Source organism: uncultured Eudoraea sp. (assembly GCF_947490415.1).
In the GTDB taxonomy this organism is placed as follows: domain Bacteria; phylum Bacteroidota; class Bacteroidia; order Flavobacteriales; family Flavobacteriaceae; genus Eudoraea.
This window is the reverse complement of record NZ_CANLGX010000004.1, coordinates 375,553-391,497: the sequence shown is the minus strand read 5'-3', so window position 1 is coordinate 391,497 and position 15,945 is coordinate 375,553. Positions and strand designations below refer to the sequence as shown.

General features: G+C 37.3%; 16 protein-coding genes. 8 read left to right on the top strand and 8 right to left on the bottom strand.

Annotation, left to right across the window (positions count from 1 at the left end):
- Positions 1-49: 49 nt before the first annotated feature.
- Both Q0874_RS12930 and Q0874_RS12925 read right to left on the bottom strand, forming a co-directional pair.
- Positions 50-1,408, bottom strand: a complete 1,359-nt coding sequence (locus Q0874_RS12930; RefSeq protein ID WP_299163758.1) for an Nramp family divalent metal transporter — start codon at positions 1,406-1,408, stop codon at positions 50-52.
- A 30-nt stretch (positions 1,409-1,438) separates the two neighbouring features.
- A complete protein-coding gene (locus Q0874_RS12925) occupies positions 1,439-2,275 on the bottom strand; it encodes a sugar phosphate isomerase/epimerase (protein WP_299163756.1) in 837 nt (278 codons plus the stop codon).
- A 104-nt stretch (positions 2,276-2,379) separates the two neighbouring features.
- Here Q0874_RS12925 and mazG point away from each other — a divergent pair, with 104 nt between their 5' ends.
- From mazG to Q0874_RS12900, 5 genes are all read left to right on the top strand, one after another.
- The gene (mazG, locus tag Q0874_RS12920; protein WP_299163755.1) at positions 2,380-3,153 is read left to right on the top strand and encodes a nucleoside triphosphate pyrophosphohydrolase; all 774 of its coding nucleotides are present in this window, start codon (positions 2,380-2,382) and stop codon (positions 3,151-3,153) included.
- 146 nt (positions 3,154-3,299) lie between these two features.
- The gene (locus tag Q0874_RS12915; RefSeq protein WP_299163753.1) at positions 3,300-4,667 is read left to right on the top strand and encodes an MATE family efflux transporter; all 1,368 of its coding nucleotides are present in this window, start codon (positions 3,300-3,302) and stop codon (positions 4,665-4,667) included.
- A 77-nt stretch (positions 4,668-4,744) separates the two neighbouring features.
- Positions 4,745-4,972, top strand: coding sequence for a hypothetical protein (locus Q0874_RS12910; protein ID WP_299163751.1), 228 nt, complete (start codon positions 4,745-4,747; stop codon positions 4,970-4,972).
- Between the two features lies 1 nt (position 4,973).
- Positions 4,974-5,543 (top strand): phosphatase PAP2 family protein, encoded by a 570-nt coding sequence (locus Q0874_RS12905; RefSeq protein ID WP_299163749.1) that lies wholly within the window; start codon positions 4,974-4,976, stop codon positions 5,541-5,543.
- On the top strand, positions 5,540-7,198 hold the full coding sequence (locus Q0874_RS12900; RefSeq protein ID WP_299163748.1) for a glycosyltransferase family 39 protein: 1,659 nt from the start codon (positions 5,540-5,542) through the stop codon (positions 7,196-7,198). Before Q0874_RS12905 ends, Q0874_RS12900 begins: the two co-directional genes overlap by 4 nt.
- 13 nt (positions 7,199-7,211) lie before the next feature.
- Here the strand turns inward: Q0874_RS12900 and Q0874_RS12895 are convergent, their stop codons facing one another.
- The 5 genes from Q0874_RS12895 to Q0874_RS12875 are packed head-to-tail and all read right to left on the bottom strand — an operon-like array spanning position 7,212 to position 11,600.
- Positions 7,212-8,078: a lysylphosphatidylglycerol synthase transmembrane domain-containing protein gene (locus Q0874_RS12895; RefSeq protein WP_299163747.1), complete on the bottom strand. Its 867-nt coding sequence runs from the start codon at positions 8,076-8,078 to the stop codon at positions 7,212-7,214.
- Positions 8,068-9,021 (bottom strand): glycosyltransferase family 2 protein, encoded by a 954-nt coding sequence (locus tag Q0874_RS12890; protein WP_299163745.1) that lies wholly within the window; start codon positions 9,019-9,021, stop codon positions 8,068-8,070. Before Q0874_RS12890 ends, Q0874_RS12895 begins: the two co-directional genes overlap by 11 nt.
- 35 nt (positions 9,022-9,056) lie before the next feature.
- Positions 9,057-10,145, bottom strand: a complete 1,089-nt coding sequence (meaB, locus tag Q0874_RS12885) for a methylmalonyl Co-A mutase-associated GTPase MeaB (protein ID WP_299163744.1) — start codon at positions 10,143-10,145, stop codon at positions 9,057-9,059.
- The gene (locus Q0874_RS12880) at positions 10,106-10,666 is read right to left on the bottom strand and encodes a DUF2911 domain-containing protein (RefSeq protein WP_299163743.1); all 561 of its coding nucleotides are present in this window, start codon (positions 10,664-10,666) and stop codon (positions 10,106-10,108) included. Before Q0874_RS12880 ends, meaB begins: the two co-directional genes overlap by 40 nt.
- A 25-nt stretch (positions 10,667-10,691) precedes the next feature.
- A complete protein-coding gene (locus Q0874_RS12875; protein ID WP_299163741.1) occupies positions 10,692-11,600 on the bottom strand; it encodes an aldose epimerase family protein in 909 nt (302 codons plus the stop codon).
- 109 nt (positions 11,601-11,709) lie between these two features.
- On the opposite strand from Q0874_RS12875, the gene Q0874_RS12870 reads away from it, so the two are divergent.
- Genes Q0874_RS12870 through Q0874_RS12860 form a run of 3 tightly spaced genes read left to right on the top strand, consistent with a single transcriptional unit; the run spans position 11,710 to position 14,273 of the window.
- Positions 11,710-12,252 (top strand): RNA polymerase sigma factor, encoded by a 543-nt coding sequence (locus tag Q0874_RS12870; RefSeq protein WP_299163740.1) that lies wholly within the window; start codon positions 11,710-11,712, stop codon positions 12,250-12,252.
- On the top strand, positions 12,236-12,820 hold the full coding sequence (locus tag Q0874_RS12865; RefSeq protein ID WP_299163739.1) for a hypothetical protein: 585 nt from the start codon (positions 12,236-12,238) through the stop codon (positions 12,818-12,820). The genes Q0874_RS12870 and Q0874_RS12865 overlap by 17 nt, the downstream gene beginning before the upstream one ends.
- Positions 12,792-14,273 (top strand): hypothetical protein, encoded by a 1,482-nt coding sequence (locus Q0874_RS12860; protein ID WP_299163738.1) that lies wholly within the window; start codon positions 12,792-12,794, stop codon positions 14,271-14,273. The genes Q0874_RS12865 and Q0874_RS12860 overlap by 29 nt, the downstream gene beginning before the upstream one ends.
- Before the next feature lie 471 nt (positions 14,274-14,744).
- On the opposite strand, the gene Q0874_RS12855 is transcribed toward Q0874_RS12860, so the two are convergent.
- The gene (locus tag Q0874_RS12855; RefSeq protein WP_299163736.1) at positions 14,745-15,935 is read right to left on the bottom strand and encodes a Gfo/Idh/MocA family oxidoreductase; all 1,191 of its coding nucleotides are present in this window, start codon (positions 15,933-15,935) and stop codon (positions 14,745-14,747) included.
- Positions 15,936-15,945: the final 10 nt, after the last annotated feature.

The following is a 15,945-nucleotide window of genomic DNA, read 5'->3' as shown; positions in this document are numbered from 1 at the left end:
TCTATACATTTAGTTTGCTATTATACTGCTTCATTTTTTCCGGTGCGTTTCAGCTATATAATTTAATAATACCCAAAATGCCAACACCTAGAATACTCAATATACTTATCCATAGCGCAAAATCATAAAAAAATCCGTGTTTGAAAAGCGGTTGTGTTCTAAAGTATCGAAAGTGGATTACTGCAAAAACTACCAGAAAAAGCAGGAATGAACCAACAATACCGCCTGTTAACACCATAAGAACAGGTAATTTAATGAATACAAAAAGTAAGGCCCACAATAAAGGGATTACCCATGCAAGGACTGCAATTGTTTTTTTGCGTTGCTTAAAGTTAGAAAAACTGATCCATCCTATTTGCCCAAATATATCGGTAATTTGTCTGGTCCATGCCGCCAAAGCAGCGAAAAGGGTAGAGAATAAGGTGATAAACGCTCCTATAAGAAACGCAGATTTTGCATAAGGTCCTAAAGATTCAGTATACATGGCAGACAGCGTCTCTACCATTGCATATCCTTCAGGCACAAAACCCTGAGCATGAAGCACAGCCGCTCCAAGTAAATAGAAAGCGGCAGTCACAGATGTATATATACACATGGCAATAATCGCATCCAATTTCATAACTTTTAACCATCCCTCGGCCCTTGACTTCCATTCTTCAGAATTGTCATTCTTACCTGTAAACGCCGCGTAGCCTTTTTCAAGGCACCAATAGTTGTAATGTATTATTTCATCTCCACCAACACCTGTTATCCCAAAAGCCCCTATGGCAACCGCTACGGCTTCTTTCGGCAAATTAAATTGAAGCCCGCTCCAGATGCTTTCAATAGATATCTGATAGGGTGTAAACTTTAGAAAATAAAGGGAAGCAAATGTGAAAATTGTGAAGAACCCGATCATGCTTAGGGAAAATTTTTCAATAAAAGAATAATACCCCCTGTAAATCATCAATGCAACGATTATTGCAATTCCAAAACAAAAGACCGGAACACCAATTCCCGGAATGGCTATGTTTAATATTATAGCCACACCCCCTACAATACCTCCAACTTGCATTAGTTTTATGATCATTACAGCCAATACCGTCCAGACTGTCCATCTGGCTTTGCCGTAAACAGGCCCCGGAAGCTTATTAAATGCCTGCATAGCGGTTTCCCCAGTCAGGATTGTATGTTTTCCAAATTCTAATTGGACCGCTACTTTCACTAAACAGCTAACAATAATCACCCAAAATGTAATAAATCCGGCTTCTGCCCCAAGAGTTGTTGTAGCTATTAATTCTCCAGAACCTACTATGGAAGCAGAAAGTATAAAGCTGGGTCCAAGAAATTTGAGACGTTCCCTGAAAGTGGAAGGAGGATGTTTTATTTTATCTTGGGATAGTAAATAGGGATCTAATGATTCGGACATCGCTATTTTATTGGCCTGTTACATTAATTTCTATGAAAGGTTTTTTAAATAGGCCATATTATGCTTCATGCTTTCCAAAGGATTGCTGGCATATTCTTCCTGTTCTATGAAGATATGTTTTACACCTGAAGCTTTTTTATGAGCCATCATAGACGGGATATCCAGGCCGCCTTTGCCAAATTCTGTGCTTTCTTTTTTATTCATGTCCATATCCTTAAGGTGCCATAAGGGAAATCTCCCCGGATATTTCTTAAAATAGTCCAATGGGTCCTTGCCGGCCACAACCACCCATCCGAGATCTAATTCCATATGAACAAGATCTCCTTCGGTATTTGAGAGGAGAACATCATAAAGAACCTGGTTATTTTCAGTTTCAAATTCATATTCATGATTGTGATAACCGAATTTAAGCCCCAATTTTTTACATGCTTCACCGGCCTTATTGAATTCTTCAGCCACTTTCTTATAATTATCTACATTCTGTCCTTCACTGGGCATTGAAGAGCAGATAAGATACTCTTGTCCCGATTCTACTGCTTCTTCCATGGTTTGCTGCCACTTATCATCTAAATGTACGTGTCCGCTCTTTAGGTTCATATCCAGGTCATCACAAACAGATTTCATCTCCGCTGGGCCGAGACCGTAGTAGTGGCCTTTCTGACTTCTGGCTGTTTCAATCTCTTTGAAACCTAGAGAGGCAATTTGTTTTAATGTAGCAATAGCATCCTTAGCCATTTCATTGCGAAAAGAATACAATTGAACTCCAAAATTTTGCGATTTATTTGGCGCATAAGTAAAGGAAGGTAGAAGTAATGATCCGGCAGTAAAAGCAGTGGATCGAAGTAAAAAATCTCTTCTGGATTGCATGATGTTCTTGTTTTAATTAAGGTAGTTGTATTCTTCTAAATTAGTCTAAATTTTCCATACACCTTTATCAATGGTATTTGTATTTTTACCCAAATACCCGTTCTATGAATAAAAGAGAATTACAACTTAAGGCTTTTGATCGCTTACTTACTATAATGGATGAGCTCCGGGAGCAATGTCCATGGGATAAAAAACAGACACTTCAAACACTGCGGCATCTTACCATTGAAGAGACTTATGAATTGGGTGATGCAATCCTGGAAAATGATCTTAAGGAAGTGAAAAATGAGCTTGGAGATCTTTTGTTACACATTGTTTTTTATGCAAGAATAGGATCCGAAACCAATAGTTTTGATATTGCCGACGTTGCTAATTCTATTTGTGATAAACTAATTAACCGACACCCACATATCTACGGAGATGTGTCTGTTACCAGCGAAGAGGATGTTAAAAGGAATTGGGAAAATATTAAACTAAAGGAAGGTAAAAAAAGTGTTCTTGAAGGGGTTCCAAATAGTCTTCCGGCATTGGTTAAAGCCAATAGAATTCAGGAAAAAGTTGCTGGCGTTGGATTTGATTGGGAACGACCAGAGCAAGTTTTTGAAAAGGTTAAAGAAGAATTATCAGAATTGCAGGAAGAAGTGGATGCAGGGAACAGAGATAAATTGGAAGCTGAATTTGGAGATGTGCTTTTCTCCATAGTGAATTATGCCAGATTCCTGGATGTTAACCCGGAAAATGCCCTGGAAAGAACCAATAAGAAATTTATTAAACGTTTTCAATATCTGGAGAGCAAGGCTAAAGAACAGAAAAGAACACTAAAAGATATGTCACTGGCAGAGATGGATGTCTTTTGGGAGGAGGCTAAGAAAATATAGGCCTTACCGAGAGCAACATTTTATAAATTTCTACCTCTCATGATATTGAGTCACTTACTCTTGAAACGGGGCGATAGGAGGTTCTGCCATACTCTAATTAAACCAATCCTAAACCCTATCTTTGCTGCTTCAAAAAACAGCCAGTTTTGTTGCAACAGTATACCAGGGAATTCAGATATAATATAAGGCTCGCCGTGCCTGTTATATTGGGAATGCTTGGGCATACTTTTGTTTCCTTCGCAGATAATATAATGGTAGGGCAATTGGGTACTGCGGAATTGGCCGCCGTTTCTCTGGGAAATAGTTTTGTCTTTATAGCCATGTCTTTGGGAATAGGATTTTCAACGGCAATTACCCCATTGGTTGCTGAGGCTGATGGCGCTGGCAATAAGGCTGGGGGAAAAAGTGCTTTAAAGCACGGATTGATGCTTTGTACTATACTTGGATTAGTTCTTTTTGGCCTTATTCAATTGGGAAAACCTTTACTTTATTTAATGGACCAACCACCTGAGGTAGTGGAGTTGTCTATCCCTTATTTAGATCTGGTGGCTTTTTCATTGGTTCCGCTGGTTATGTTTCAGGCCTATAAACAATTTTCAGAAGGATTGTCTCAAACCAAATATCCAATGTATGCCACTATAGTAGCTAATGTGGTTAATATCGTCCTTAATTACCTGCTGATTTTTGGTGCGTTAGGTTTTCCAAAACTCGGAATTATAGGTGCTGCCATTGGTACATTAGCTGCACGAATAATTATGTTGATAATGCTTTGGTATTTATTGGATAAGAAGAAAAAATTTCACGATTACGTTACAGGGTTTAACTTCAAAAAGATTGAAAACAAGGTAATTCACAAGATTATCAATCTTGGATTTCCATCGGCTTTACAAATGTTTTTCGAAGTAGCCATATTCACAGCGGCCATCTGGCTGAGTGGCGTTTTAGGCAAAAATCCACAAGCCGCTAATCAGATAGCCTTAAATCTGAGCAGCATGACATTCATGTTTGGCATGGGATTAGGAGTTGCGGCAATGATTCGTGTTGGAAATCAGAAAGGGCTTAAAAATTTTACAGATTTAAGACGAATTGCTCAGTCTATTTTTCTCCTTACGTTTATTATTGAGATTGTCTTTGCCATACTTTTCCTTTTAGGACGCCATTGGTTTCCTACCATTTACCTGGATGTTAACGACCCAATAAACCAGGCAGATAATTTGGAAGTAATTCTTCTGGTCTCACAATTACTTCTAGTAGCGGCATTTTTCCAGATTTCAGATGGTTTTCAGGTGGTTATTCTTGGTGCTTTAAGGGGTTTACAGGATGTAAAGGTCCCAACTTTTATTACTCTTATTGCTTATTGGCTGATAGGCTTTCCTATATGCTATTACCTGGGTTTACATACAGAATTGAAGAGTACAGGCATATGGATAGGTTTGCTGGCGGGCTTGACGGCATCGGCAATTATGTTGTATATTCGATTTAACAAAATGACCAAAAAACTTATAAATTCTTAGGACCTTTACTTATTTCTATATTTATGCAAATCATTGATAAATTTTGTTACCAGATAAATTAAAAAACAAATTGATCTATGCAATTTCCAAAATTTTTACTTGGCGATAATACAGATTACCCTACCGCGATATTTGTTGTACACACCGAATATCCAAGGTTTATTTTAAACCTTGAAAATGACGAGGTAGAATGGCTTGAGGATTTCACTGCTGAAGATGAAAAAGAGTTGTCTGATGAAGCAGAAAAATTAATTGAAGCGGCTACGGCATTTTATGATAGGGAAATAGCGAGATACGAAGATTAAGATGTTAGAAGAATTAGTACATCTCGACAAGGAAGTATTCCTTTTTCTCAATAACCTGGGAACTTCTGAATGGGATGGTTTTTGGATGTTTCTTACCAATAAGTGGAGCGCCATTCCCTTATATTTTTTATTGCTAGTACTTTCATTTAAGCAATATGGAGCTAAAAAGATGATTTTTCTTGTTATCAGCGTGGTTTTATTGATTACCGCTACGGATCAATTATCCAATTTTTTTAAATATGGTGTTCAACGCTTACGGCCCTGCTATGACCCGGACGTTAACCAATTGATGCGTCTGGTAAAAGACTATTGCGGAGGAAAATTCGGTTATTTTTCTGCTCACGCCGCCAATACTTCTGCACTGGCTTTATTCTTTACTTTTCTTTTTAATACTACCTACAAATATGTTGGTGTCTTTTTAATTGTTTGGGCCGCTTTTGTTTCTTATAGTAGAATATATATCGGAGTTCATTTTCCATTAGATATTATTACAGGAATGGCTGTAGGAGCACTCTTTGGTTGGCTATTTGCTAAGTTATATATCTTTGCAATTCACAAATATCGTATATGATCTCAAATACGAAGTATTGGTTTTTTCTCTTGCTTACTATCCTGGTATATCTGGCGGGAATGTTCGTAACACTTTTTGAATATGATTCCGCTCAGTTTGCTGTTATGGCAATGCGAATGGTACAGGAAAATGACTTTATAAATTTGTTTAAAGGTCCGGAGGAGTATTTAGATAAACCTCATATGCACTATTGGCTGGCAGCCATTGCTTTTAAAATTTTCGGTCTTTATGATTGGGCCTATAGAATCCCCGGCATTTTAGCAACTTTGTTAGGTGCATATAGCTGCTATGGATTAGGTAAGGTGTTGTATAACAAGGAAGTAGGTAAAATGGCCTCACTTATTTTTATGACAGCACAAACGATCATGCTGTCTAATATTGACGTACGAACTGATGCTGTTCTTACCGGATTTACCGCTTTTGCCATTTGGCAACTGGCAGCTTATATAGAAAAAAACTCCCTGAGGCATTTACTTCTGGGTGCGTTTGGCGCCGGAATTGCTTTTTCAACGAAAGGGCAAATTGCACTATTAGTTATAGGTCTTCCAATACTTTGCCATTTAGGTTATAGCAATAAATGGAAATTGCTGTTCAGTTGGAAGGTATTAGTGGCATTGGCCGTTTTTGGATTAACTATTTCACCTATACTTTATGCCTATTACCTGCAATTTGATCTGCATCCGGAGAAAATAATCCGAGGCAAAGATCACAGAAGCGGTATACTCTTTATTCTGTGGGAGCAAAGTTTTGAACGATTAAGCGGAGAAGGGGTAGGAAAGAACAGCAGTGATTATTTTTTCTTTTTCCATACTTTTTTATGGGTATTTCTTCCCTGGACTCTTATTGGTCTTGCAGCGTATTGGACAAAGGTCAAGGTATTTTTTAATACTAGATTCAGGAGAGATTCGGACCTTGAGTTTCTTACAATAGGGGGTATTACATTAATTTTTTTAATAATAAGTTTTGCGCAATTTAAATTACCACATTACTTAAATATAATGATTCCTTTGTTCGCGGTACTTTCAGCTTCCTTTATGCAAGACTTAATAAATTCTTCAAAAGTAAAAAAGATTAAAGTATTTCTTGGACTTCAATATTTTATTCTAGGTCTGGTGGTAACTACAACGATTCTGATATGTTTTTTTGTTTTTAAAATTTCAAGCTGGTATGCCTATGTTTTATTAGTATTCGCTGTTGTTCTCATAGGATATTTCTGTTTGAAGCAGCAGGAAAAAGGACTTCGATTAATAACTATAGCGCTATACAGCTCTCTTCTTCTAAATGCCGTTTTGAATTTACATTTTTATCCATCTTTATTAAAGTATCAGGCAGGCTCTACTATGTCAGGTATAGTTGCTGAAAATGACATTCCGCCTGATCAGATATACAAAATTACCGCTGGGCCTTCATGGGCCCTGGATTTTTACAACCAACATCCAGTTAAAATTACTGAGATCGCAAATTTACCCGATATTGGTGCTATTTGGGTTTATGGCACAGATGACGATCTTAAAAAACTAAAAGAAACCGGTATACATTGGGACAGGCATTTTACTGCAGATCAATTCAGGATAACACGTTTACAACCAAAATTTTTAAATCCTGCCAGCAGGGAAAAAGTGCTAAACAAAATGCACTTGGTTCGCCTAAACTAAAAATGACTTTAGGCTATATTTCTTTTAATTCGGGTTTTCTGAAATGGTAGGCGATTCCGAATAGGGAAACTACGGCGGTTATTAGAAAAAACAGCATGCTAATACTTACTGAGGTATTCTCACCTAATCCCAACCAAAGTGCTCCGTAGTAGAAAACAACTTCCCTGCTACCTATTCCGCCTATTGTCAGTGGTAAAACAGAAACAATAGACGATATTAGGAAAATAAATAAATAGGCAATGTTATCGCCTTGAACATCTAAAGCCTGTAAAATAAATAAAACACTTACCAATTGAGCTAGTTGGACCAAAGCCGAATACCCCAAAGATTTCCAGAAAACAGGATAAACGAATGAAAAAAACCTTTTATTAAAAAGCCAAAAAATAAGAATACTAAGCCCAATAGCAATTCCAAAAAGGAGTTTATAGGGCTGTAAACGGCCTTCATCTAAAAAAAGTGCGAGCATACAGCTGATCACAAAGATTAGCAAAAGTCCATTAAGCCGATCTAAAACAAGAATAGATACAACGCTCTTAGTCTTTACCTCATATTTTCTCTTTAATACATACCCTTTATAGGCGTCTCCCCCAATTCCACCTGGTAAAAACAAGTTATAAAACATGCCAAGAAGGTATAGTTTTAAATTGCTTAATTGAGTAAGAAATATATTGATTTGATGAATATACAAGTTTAGGCGAAAGGCTGATAAAACCTTGGATAAGATAAAAAATAAGAGCGCTATAAACAGGTACCCTAAATTACTTCCCTTAAGAATATCCCAAACCTCTTTGAATTGAATTTTGGTAAAAACAAAATACAGCAGAACAAAGCTAAAAAGGATTTTAAGGAGGGTAATCCCTTTTTTACGATTATTGGCCACCTATGGATATACTTTTAATTCTGTAGGGCCTTTTATTTTGCGATTCGTAATACGTTCGAATGAGGAGTTCCATAACTATGCCTATGGTAAATAGCTGAATCCCGGCTAATATGAACATCATTCCAAAGATGAGCAGGGGCCTGGTTCCTATATCCTGTCCGAAACCTACTTTTATGATAAGCAAATAGATATTAATGAAAATTCCCAATATAATTAGCAATACTCCAAGAATACCAAATAAATGAATGGGTCGTTGGAAATATTTTCTTATAAAAAGAAGCAACATCATATCGGCAACTACTTTAAAAACACGTTCCAATCCATACTTGGATACCCCGGCATTTCTCGCATGGTGTTGCACAGGCACCTGTTTTATCTGAGCACCTTCTAAATGTGCCAGTAAGGTGATAAAGCGATGCATTTCACCATAAAGGTTCAAATCTTTGGCAATATCCCTGGTAAATACCTTTAGAGCGCATCCGTTGTCTTTGATGTCTAACTTAGTGACGCGTCTAACCATGAAATTAGCGATCTTGGATGGAATTTTCTTAACCAAGGAATCCTTTCTTTTTTGCCGGATTCCTGTAACAACATCATATTCCCCGCTCACTGCATATTCCAACATTTTAGGTATATCCTGAGGGTCATTTTGCAGGTCACCGTCCATGGTAATAATATATTCCCCTTTGGCATAATCAATGCCTGCAGCCAAAGCCAAACTTTGGCCATAGTTCTTTTTTAAAGCTATGAGATGAACGTTAGGATCTTTCATCTCTTTTACCTTTTTACGGCTAAGGTCTGTAGAAAAATCATCCACATATATAATCTGATAGAAATAACCCTGCAGACTCTCATTAATTTTAGATGTAAGAAGTTCTACATTTTCTTCTTCATTATAGATTGGAATAACAATAGATAAAAGAGAGAGAGTAACCGGCTTCATTGTGGTGGATAAATGTTGGGACAAATTTATACTTTTTATTTAAGTTCTTTCCTATACCGGGCCATTAGTACTTCGGCAGCCCTAAAAGGGGAGATTTTATCTTTTGAAACCTTCAATATCATAGTTTCCAGATGCTCTTTAACAGTAGACGTTTGGAAGAAGTGTTGCTTTAAAAGTTCATCTATAGCTTGCAAGAGCCAGTATTTATTCTGTTTTTGCCTGTTCTTTGCAAAATACCCATTGTCTTTTGTGGTATTCAAAAATTGCACAATCATCTCCCATATTTCAATTATCCCTTTATTCTCAACAGCTGAACAAGTGCTTACTTGAGGGGTCCATCCATTTTCTTTGGGAGGATAGAGCTGTAATGCTCTTTCAAATTGTACTTTCGCTAGTTGCGCTTTTTTTAGATTATCGCCTTCCGCTTTGTTTATGACAATCGCATCTGCCATTTCCATGATGCCTCTTTTTATTCCCTGAAGTTCATCTCCTGCACCGGCTAACTTCAATAGCAAGAAGAAATCAACCATACTGTGTACTGCAGTTTCACTTTGTCCAACCCCAACAGTTTCTATTAAAACCACATCAAAACCGGCGGCTTCGCATAAGATAACTGATTCTCGGGTCTTACGGGCCACTCCTCCTAGAGATTCACCCGAAGGTGAAGGTCGTATAAAAGCGTTAGGATCTTTAACCAGCTCCTGCATACGCGTTTTATCACCAAGGATACTTCCTTTACTAAGAGTACTAGTCGGATCTACAGCTAATACGGCAACTTTCTTGCCAAGGCTTGTTAGGGTTTTACCGAAGATTTCAATGAAGGTGCTCTTACCAACCCCAGGTACACCAGTTATACCAATTCTAATACTATTGGATTTCTTTAAAAGGCAATTCTCAACTAAAGTATAAGCTTTCTTTAAGTCTTCGTTTTTGGTGCTTTCAACTAAAGTTATAGCCCTTGCCAAAATGGCTTTGTCTCCATTTAGGACCCCACGGGTAAGATCCTCAACAGAGAGTTTCTTTTTGCGGTGTTTTTTTACCTGGCGTACTCCTTTTGTACCTTTATTTTTTTCCGTACTCAATGTTAGTTGGTAATTGGTACCCGGATTTTGGTTTTGTCCCATTCGAGACTGAGGTATAATTGCCCGGTTTCTTCAAAATTTATAGTCAAACTTTCAACTGTTTCCAACAAATTAATAACGGGTACCTCAACGTTAACAATGTCTTCTTCAGGGATACGTGTTGTTTCTTTACCACCGCTACTAAGAGTAACTCCCCAATCTGGGACATTCTTATTAAAAATTACCTGCCAGCTGTCTTTACCCGGGATTGTCCAAAGCGAATAGGTACCTGCAGGAAGTTCTTTATCGATGATATAAATTTTGGAGTTAGTGGTAAAGGTTGTAGGCTCATTAGCACCAGTACGCCATACGGCATCATAGGGCACAAGTTCACCAAAAATTACCCTTCCCTTTTTGAAAGGACTGCTGTATTTTAGTGTAAGGTCCATGCCATTTTCAGTGTAAACAACGATCTTTTGAGGACTGTTTTTCTTAGTTTGTTCTTTTAGATAGGGCATTCCCACGAAGTAAAAAAGTAGCGCTAATGCCGCTAATATGATCAATATCCATTTTAATACTTTCATATTATAGAAGTGTTGATTAGTTTGTCTAAGTTACTAAATCAAAAGTAAAAATTGCCTGGTTGTAATAGGTTTCTCCGGGATGAAGCACCGCTGGTGGAAATGATTGAATATTAGGTGCATCAGGATAGTTTTGGGTTTCAAAACAAATAGCTCCAAACTCCGGGGGAGTATAAACAACAACAGCAGGTTGATTGCTTTCAACTTTCATCTGAATGCCTGAAACCGGGGAATATAGTTCAGCCACTTTTTTAGCATCATCTGAAACCACATACGGAGTATCCAATCGTTTTCCTGCTATCTCTTTTCTAGTAAGGAAATCGTAATCTGTGTCTTTCACGGAAATCAGTTTTCCGGTTGGCAGCAAATTATCTTGAGTTTCTAATATTTCAGGACATTCCAGTTGCAGCTCATAGTGATCAATAGAATTAGTATTGTCCAGGCAAAAGTATGAATGGTTTGTCATATTTATAACGGTAGTTCTATCTGTAACCGCTTCGTGAACTATGTGCAATGAATTTCCAACCAATCTATACGTCACGCTGGCTATTAGGTTTCCCGGATAACCCTCTTCCATATGAGGGCTTTTGTAACTCAATTTCAGCCAGGGATGTTCACTGTTATCAATGGTTTCGAACTTCCAGTACTTTTTTCCGAAGCTTTCCTTTCCCCCATGCAGGTGTATACCATCTTCACTTTTCAAATGATAAGAGTTTCCATCAAGTTCAAAGCCGCTGTTGGATATCCTGCCGGCAAAGCGGCCAACACATGCGCCTAAGAATTTATCATCTTCCAGATAATTTTCTGGATTCTCAAATCCAACCACTACATTCAGCACATTTCCTTCCTTGTCTTTAACCAGAATATTTTGAATAATAGCTCCGTAATCGAGGACACTTAAGGATATAAAATCGTTTTTAATTGTAACTTGTTGCAAGGTGGGCTATTTAAAAATTTCTTAAAAATACTTGTTTTTTGCAACATGCAATATTTTCACTCGTCTTTAAATTAACAACAACTAATACCAAAAATTGGAAACCGGCCAAATGTTTCAAATAGATCTGGTAGAGCGTTGCAAAGCCAATGATCGAAAAGCACAAATAAAGCTTTACAGGCAATATTGTGATGGTATGTATTTTGTGGCAAAACGATTTATAAATGATCCTGATGATGCTGAAGACGTTTTACAGGAATCCTTTATTAAGGCGTTTCAAAAGATAGATCAATTCAAAGGTGAAGTTACATTTGGCGCATGGTTAAAGAAAATTGTTATCAACAAGAGTATAGACTTTCTAAAATCTAAAAAGGAGCGCTTTCAGGAACTTAATGAAAATAGCGTACATATTGTTGAAGATGAGGACTGGTCTGTAGATGATGGAATATCAATTGATGAGGTAAAAGAAGCGATAAATCAATTATCAGAGAAATACCGACTTGTTGTACAACTTTATCTAATGGAGGGATATGATCATAGTGAGATCTCTGAAATATTGAATTTGACAGAAACCACAAGCAGGACCCGATTGTTAAGAGGTAAAGGGCATTTAAAGGAATTACTTAAAGAAAAACGTTATGGCACAGGATCTTAGAGAATTGTTCAAAAAAGAGAACGATAAAAAGCATCTGATGAAAAAAGGACACGAGGAGCGGTTTTTACAACGATTAGATAAAGAGTTACCTCAGGCAAGGAGATCGACTTTCTATTTTATAAAAATCGCGGCATCAATATTAGTGCTTTTTAGCCTGGGAATTTATTCCTATATAAATTATAAAAGTGACTTGCCACAACAGCCTGTTGTTGTTGATAAAGGAACGGAGGATTCGAAACCTCAGGGGTATTCTCTAGGTGATCTTTCCCCGGATCTGAAGAAAGTAGAAAACTACTATGTAGCCAATATCAACCTTGAATTATCCCGTTTGGAAGTCTCAGGCGAAAATAAAGCCCTGGTAGATGATTATATGAAGCGTTTGTCTGAGTTGGATGAAGAGTACAAAAGGCTCAATATAGAATTAAACGAAATTGGTCCAAATGATCAGACTATTTCGGCTCTTATTAAAAACCTGCAATTAAGGTTGCAGTTATTGCAGAAATTGAAACAAAAATTAAATCAATTAAAATCATCAGAAAATGAACAAGTTACATCAAATAGTGTTTAAAAGTTTTGTGCTTAGCCTTTGCCTCTTTACAATTGGCAGCTTCGGACAAATGCAATCCAAAAAGTATAAGGAAACCTTTTCGGTAGGTGATAATGCCGTTGTTGATATTAATACAAGTCATGCCGATATTGAATTTGAAACCTGGAATAAAAATCAGGTAGTAGTTGAAGCCACAATTGAACTTGAGGGAGCTACTCCCGAAGAAGCTGAGGCCTATTTTAACAATGGTGGTATAAAAATCGTTGGCAATAGCCAGGAAATAACAATAGAAACAGGCGGGGGATATGCATGGGTTTTAAAAGGAGCACATGGTGATGCCAATAATATAATTGTTGAAATTCCTGAAATTCCTGAAATGCCGGATATGGAGCCCCTTTTTCTGGATTTACAAATCCCGGAAATTCCGGAGATTATCATGGAAATGCCCCCTATGCCCCCAATGCCTCCAATGAAATTCAAAGATTTTGATTATCAGGCCTATCAGAAAGATGGTGAAAAGTACTTAAAAGAGTGGTCAAAGGATTTTGAAAAGAATTTTGATGAAGAATATCAAAAGGAAATGGAAGCCTGGGGTAAAGAAATGGAGTCCAGGGTTGAGAAACGCGAAGAAGCTCGGGAAGAAATGATGAGAGAAAGAGAAGAAATGAGCAAAGAAAGGGAAGAAATGAGAGGCGAAGCTCAAGAATTAAGGCGTGAAGCTCAGGAAATAAAGCGAGAGGCTATGGAGGAGCAGAGAAGAATTGCACATGAACAACGCAAGGTTCACAGGAATGTTATTATTTCAAGACAAGGGAAAGATGGACCTAATACTTTTTACCGATCTTCTGAAGGTGAAGAAAGGAATTATAAGGTAAAAAAGACCATCAGAATTAAAATGCCGAAATCTACTAAACTCAAAATGAATGTACGACATGGAGAGGTTAAGCTGGCAGAGAATACAAGAAACATGAATGCAACCTTGTCTTATGCAAGGTTGCTTGCCTCCACTATAGATGGCGAAAAGACAAATATTGTGGCTTCCTATTCTCCGGTGTCCGTACAACGATGGAATTATGGGAACTTAAATATCAATTTCTCAGAAGATGTGGCTTTAAAGGACGTAAATATATTGACTTTAAACGCTACTTCTTCTGATATTACTATAGATCGTTTACTAAAAAGTGCCCAAATTAAAAATGACCTTGGTGCATTAAGGATCAATACAATTGCTAATGATTTTAAGGATTTGGATATATCTGTACAGAACGGGGAATTAGTTTGCCGTTTACCAGGCACCCCATTTAGTATTACTATAGATGGTACTTCTTCTGAATACTCCGGTCCGTCGGATTTAAAATTAGTATCGGAAAAAAATGGAAACAGTTTTGTTCACAGGGGGTATTATATGCAAAAGGATTCGGGGAAGTCAATAGTAATAGATTCCAGATACAGCGACATCCTGCTTCAACAATAACTACTCTTTTAACTTCATAGTCCCAAATTTATCTGCAACGACCCATCCTTGATTTTTATCCTCAACAGGAAAAAACAAATCCTGTAAATTTTTCCCTTCCATTACTTCCATCATTGTCGCAATAGGTTCGTATGAAACTATTTTTTATCAGAGCAAAGCTCTTTTGAGGCTTTTGTTCCGTGATCTAAATAATCATTTATAGATAAAGAAATTGATATTTGCATATGCTTGTTTTGATTTAGGTAATTAAATCGGTGGCCTAATTATTATTGCATAAATGCAAATCTCCCGGGACCTTTATCGACTACCTTGAATTCATGGATAGTTGATATTTCAGTTTTTGAGGGCCCTTTTTACATGATGGTCATTTTTTTTGGTTTGTGTCCTTTCACCATAGTATGTTGCGATGTGTTGAAGCAATCTGCCTACAAATACATATTTGATAAGCCAGAAGTATAGGGACTTACTTATTTATAAATTTAATTCATTATTCCATTGAACTATTTTGTTGTTATACATGGCATCTAAACCCATTTGAACACATGCGGCAGCTTTAGCGCCAGTAGTAACATTTGATGTGGGAACTGTATTATTTAATATATTGTTCTTAAAGTCGATTAATGCCTGGGTACTAGGGTCTGCATGATCTATATCAATTGGAATGCCTTTGCCTTCGTCCCATTTAATGGTAGCTCCCGAAACCCCGTCTACATCTTGAATTTCTTTTTTGTAATTCCCTTCCGGAAAGAACCATGCATTAACATAATCAAGGATCAATGTGCCTTTGTCTCCCATCACTTTTATTTGGTAATCATCTTTTGAATTGCTGGTTAAACATGTAAAAGTAGCTTTTACACCATTGGGGTAACTATAGATAAGGTGGACATTATCAAATGTTTCGCGGCCATCTTTCCAGTAGTCAATTCCACCAACACCTAATACTTGTTCAGGAATTGCGTTTAAAACCCAATTAGTAAAATCAATCTGATGTGAACATAGTTCGGCTACCAAACCGCCGGAGTATTCACGGTACATTCTCCAGTTGATTGCTCTTTCCTGTACAGGGTCAGTAACTGGCCTTCTCCAGTTTCCATTTCGGTTCCATTGACATTCAATAGCGGTGACTTTGCCAACTTTTCCATTCTGTATAAGGTCTACTACATGTCTATATAAACGTGAACTATGATATTGATGCCCGGTTTGGAAGATCTTATCAGAACTATTTACTTTGTCTCTTAACCGGATTATACCATCATATCCTTTGGCCATAGTTTTTTCACAAAAAACATGTTTACCGGCATCGATAGCTTCCGATGCTATTTGCGAATGAGTATTAAAAGGAGTTGCAACCAAGATAGCGTCTATATCTTTCTGTTCCAGAAGTTTACGGTAATCTGAATATCCTTTCGCTTTTCCTGACGTATTTGCAATGCCTTTCTGAAGTCTGAATGGCAAAATATCGCAACATGATATCACGTTTAAGTCCGGAATATTATTCATGATATTTATTAGCCCACCGCCGCGATCTCCCGTACCTATGACGCCAAAGTTTATGCTATCTGTTGTATTCTTAGAATAGGCCATACCAGATTCCATAAAACTTGTAGTGCCTATGGCAGCTGTTGCCAGACTGCTTTTGATCACAAATTCTCTCCGCTTCATACTTAAATTT

Bases quoted from the DNA above. Each gene is read 5' to 3' on its own strand.
- Q0874_RS12930 (WP_299163758.1), bottom strand. From the start codon at position 1,408: ATGTCCGAATCATTAGATCCCTATTTACTATCCCAAGATAAAATAAAA.
- Q0874_RS12925 (WP_299163756.1), bottom strand. From the start codon at position 2,275: ATGCAATCCAGAAGAGATTTTTTACTTCGATCCACTGCTTTTACTGCC.
- mazG (WP_299163755.1), top strand. From the start codon at position 2,380: ATGAATAAAAGAGAATTACAACTTAAGGCTTTTGATCGCTTACTTACT.
- Q0874_RS12910 (WP_299163751.1), top strand. From the start codon at position 4,745: ATGCAATTTCCAAAATTTTTACTTGGCGATAATACAGATTACCCTACC.
- Q0874_RS12905 (WP_299163749.1), top strand. From the start codon at position 4,974: ATGTTAGAAGAATTAGTACATCTCGACAAGGAAGTATTCCTTTTTCTC.
- Q0874_RS12900 (WP_299163748.1), top strand. From the start codon at position 5,540: ATGATCTCAAATACGAAGTATTGGTTTTTTCTCTTGCTTACTATCCTG.
- Q0874_RS12890 (WP_299163745.1), bottom strand. From the start codon at position 9,021: ATGAAGCCGGTTACTCTCTCTCTTTTATCTATTGTTATTCCAATCTAT.
- meaB (WP_299163744.1), bottom strand. From the start codon at position 10,145: ATGGGACAAAACCAAAATCCGGGTACCAATTACCAACTAACATTGAGT.
- Q0874_RS12880 (WP_299163743.1), bottom strand. From the start codon at position 10,666: ATGAAAGTATTAAAATGGATATTGATCATATTAGCGGCATTAGCGCTA.
- Q0874_RS12870 (WP_299163740.1), top strand. From the start codon at position 11,710: ATGTTTCAAATAGATCTGGTAGAGCGTTGCAAAGCCAATGATCGAAAA.
- Q0874_RS12865 (WP_299163739.1), top strand. From the start codon at position 12,236: ATGGCACAGGATCTTAGAGAATTGTTCAAAAAAGAGAACGATAAAAAG.
- Q0874_RS12860 (WP_299163738.1), top strand. From the start codon at position 12,792: ATGAACAAGTTACATCAAATAGTGTTTAAAAGTTTTGTGCTTAGCCTT.
- Q0874_RS12855 (WP_299163736.1), bottom strand. From the start codon at position 15,935: ATGAAGCGGAGAGAATTTGTGATCAAAAGCAGTCTGGCAACAGCTGCC.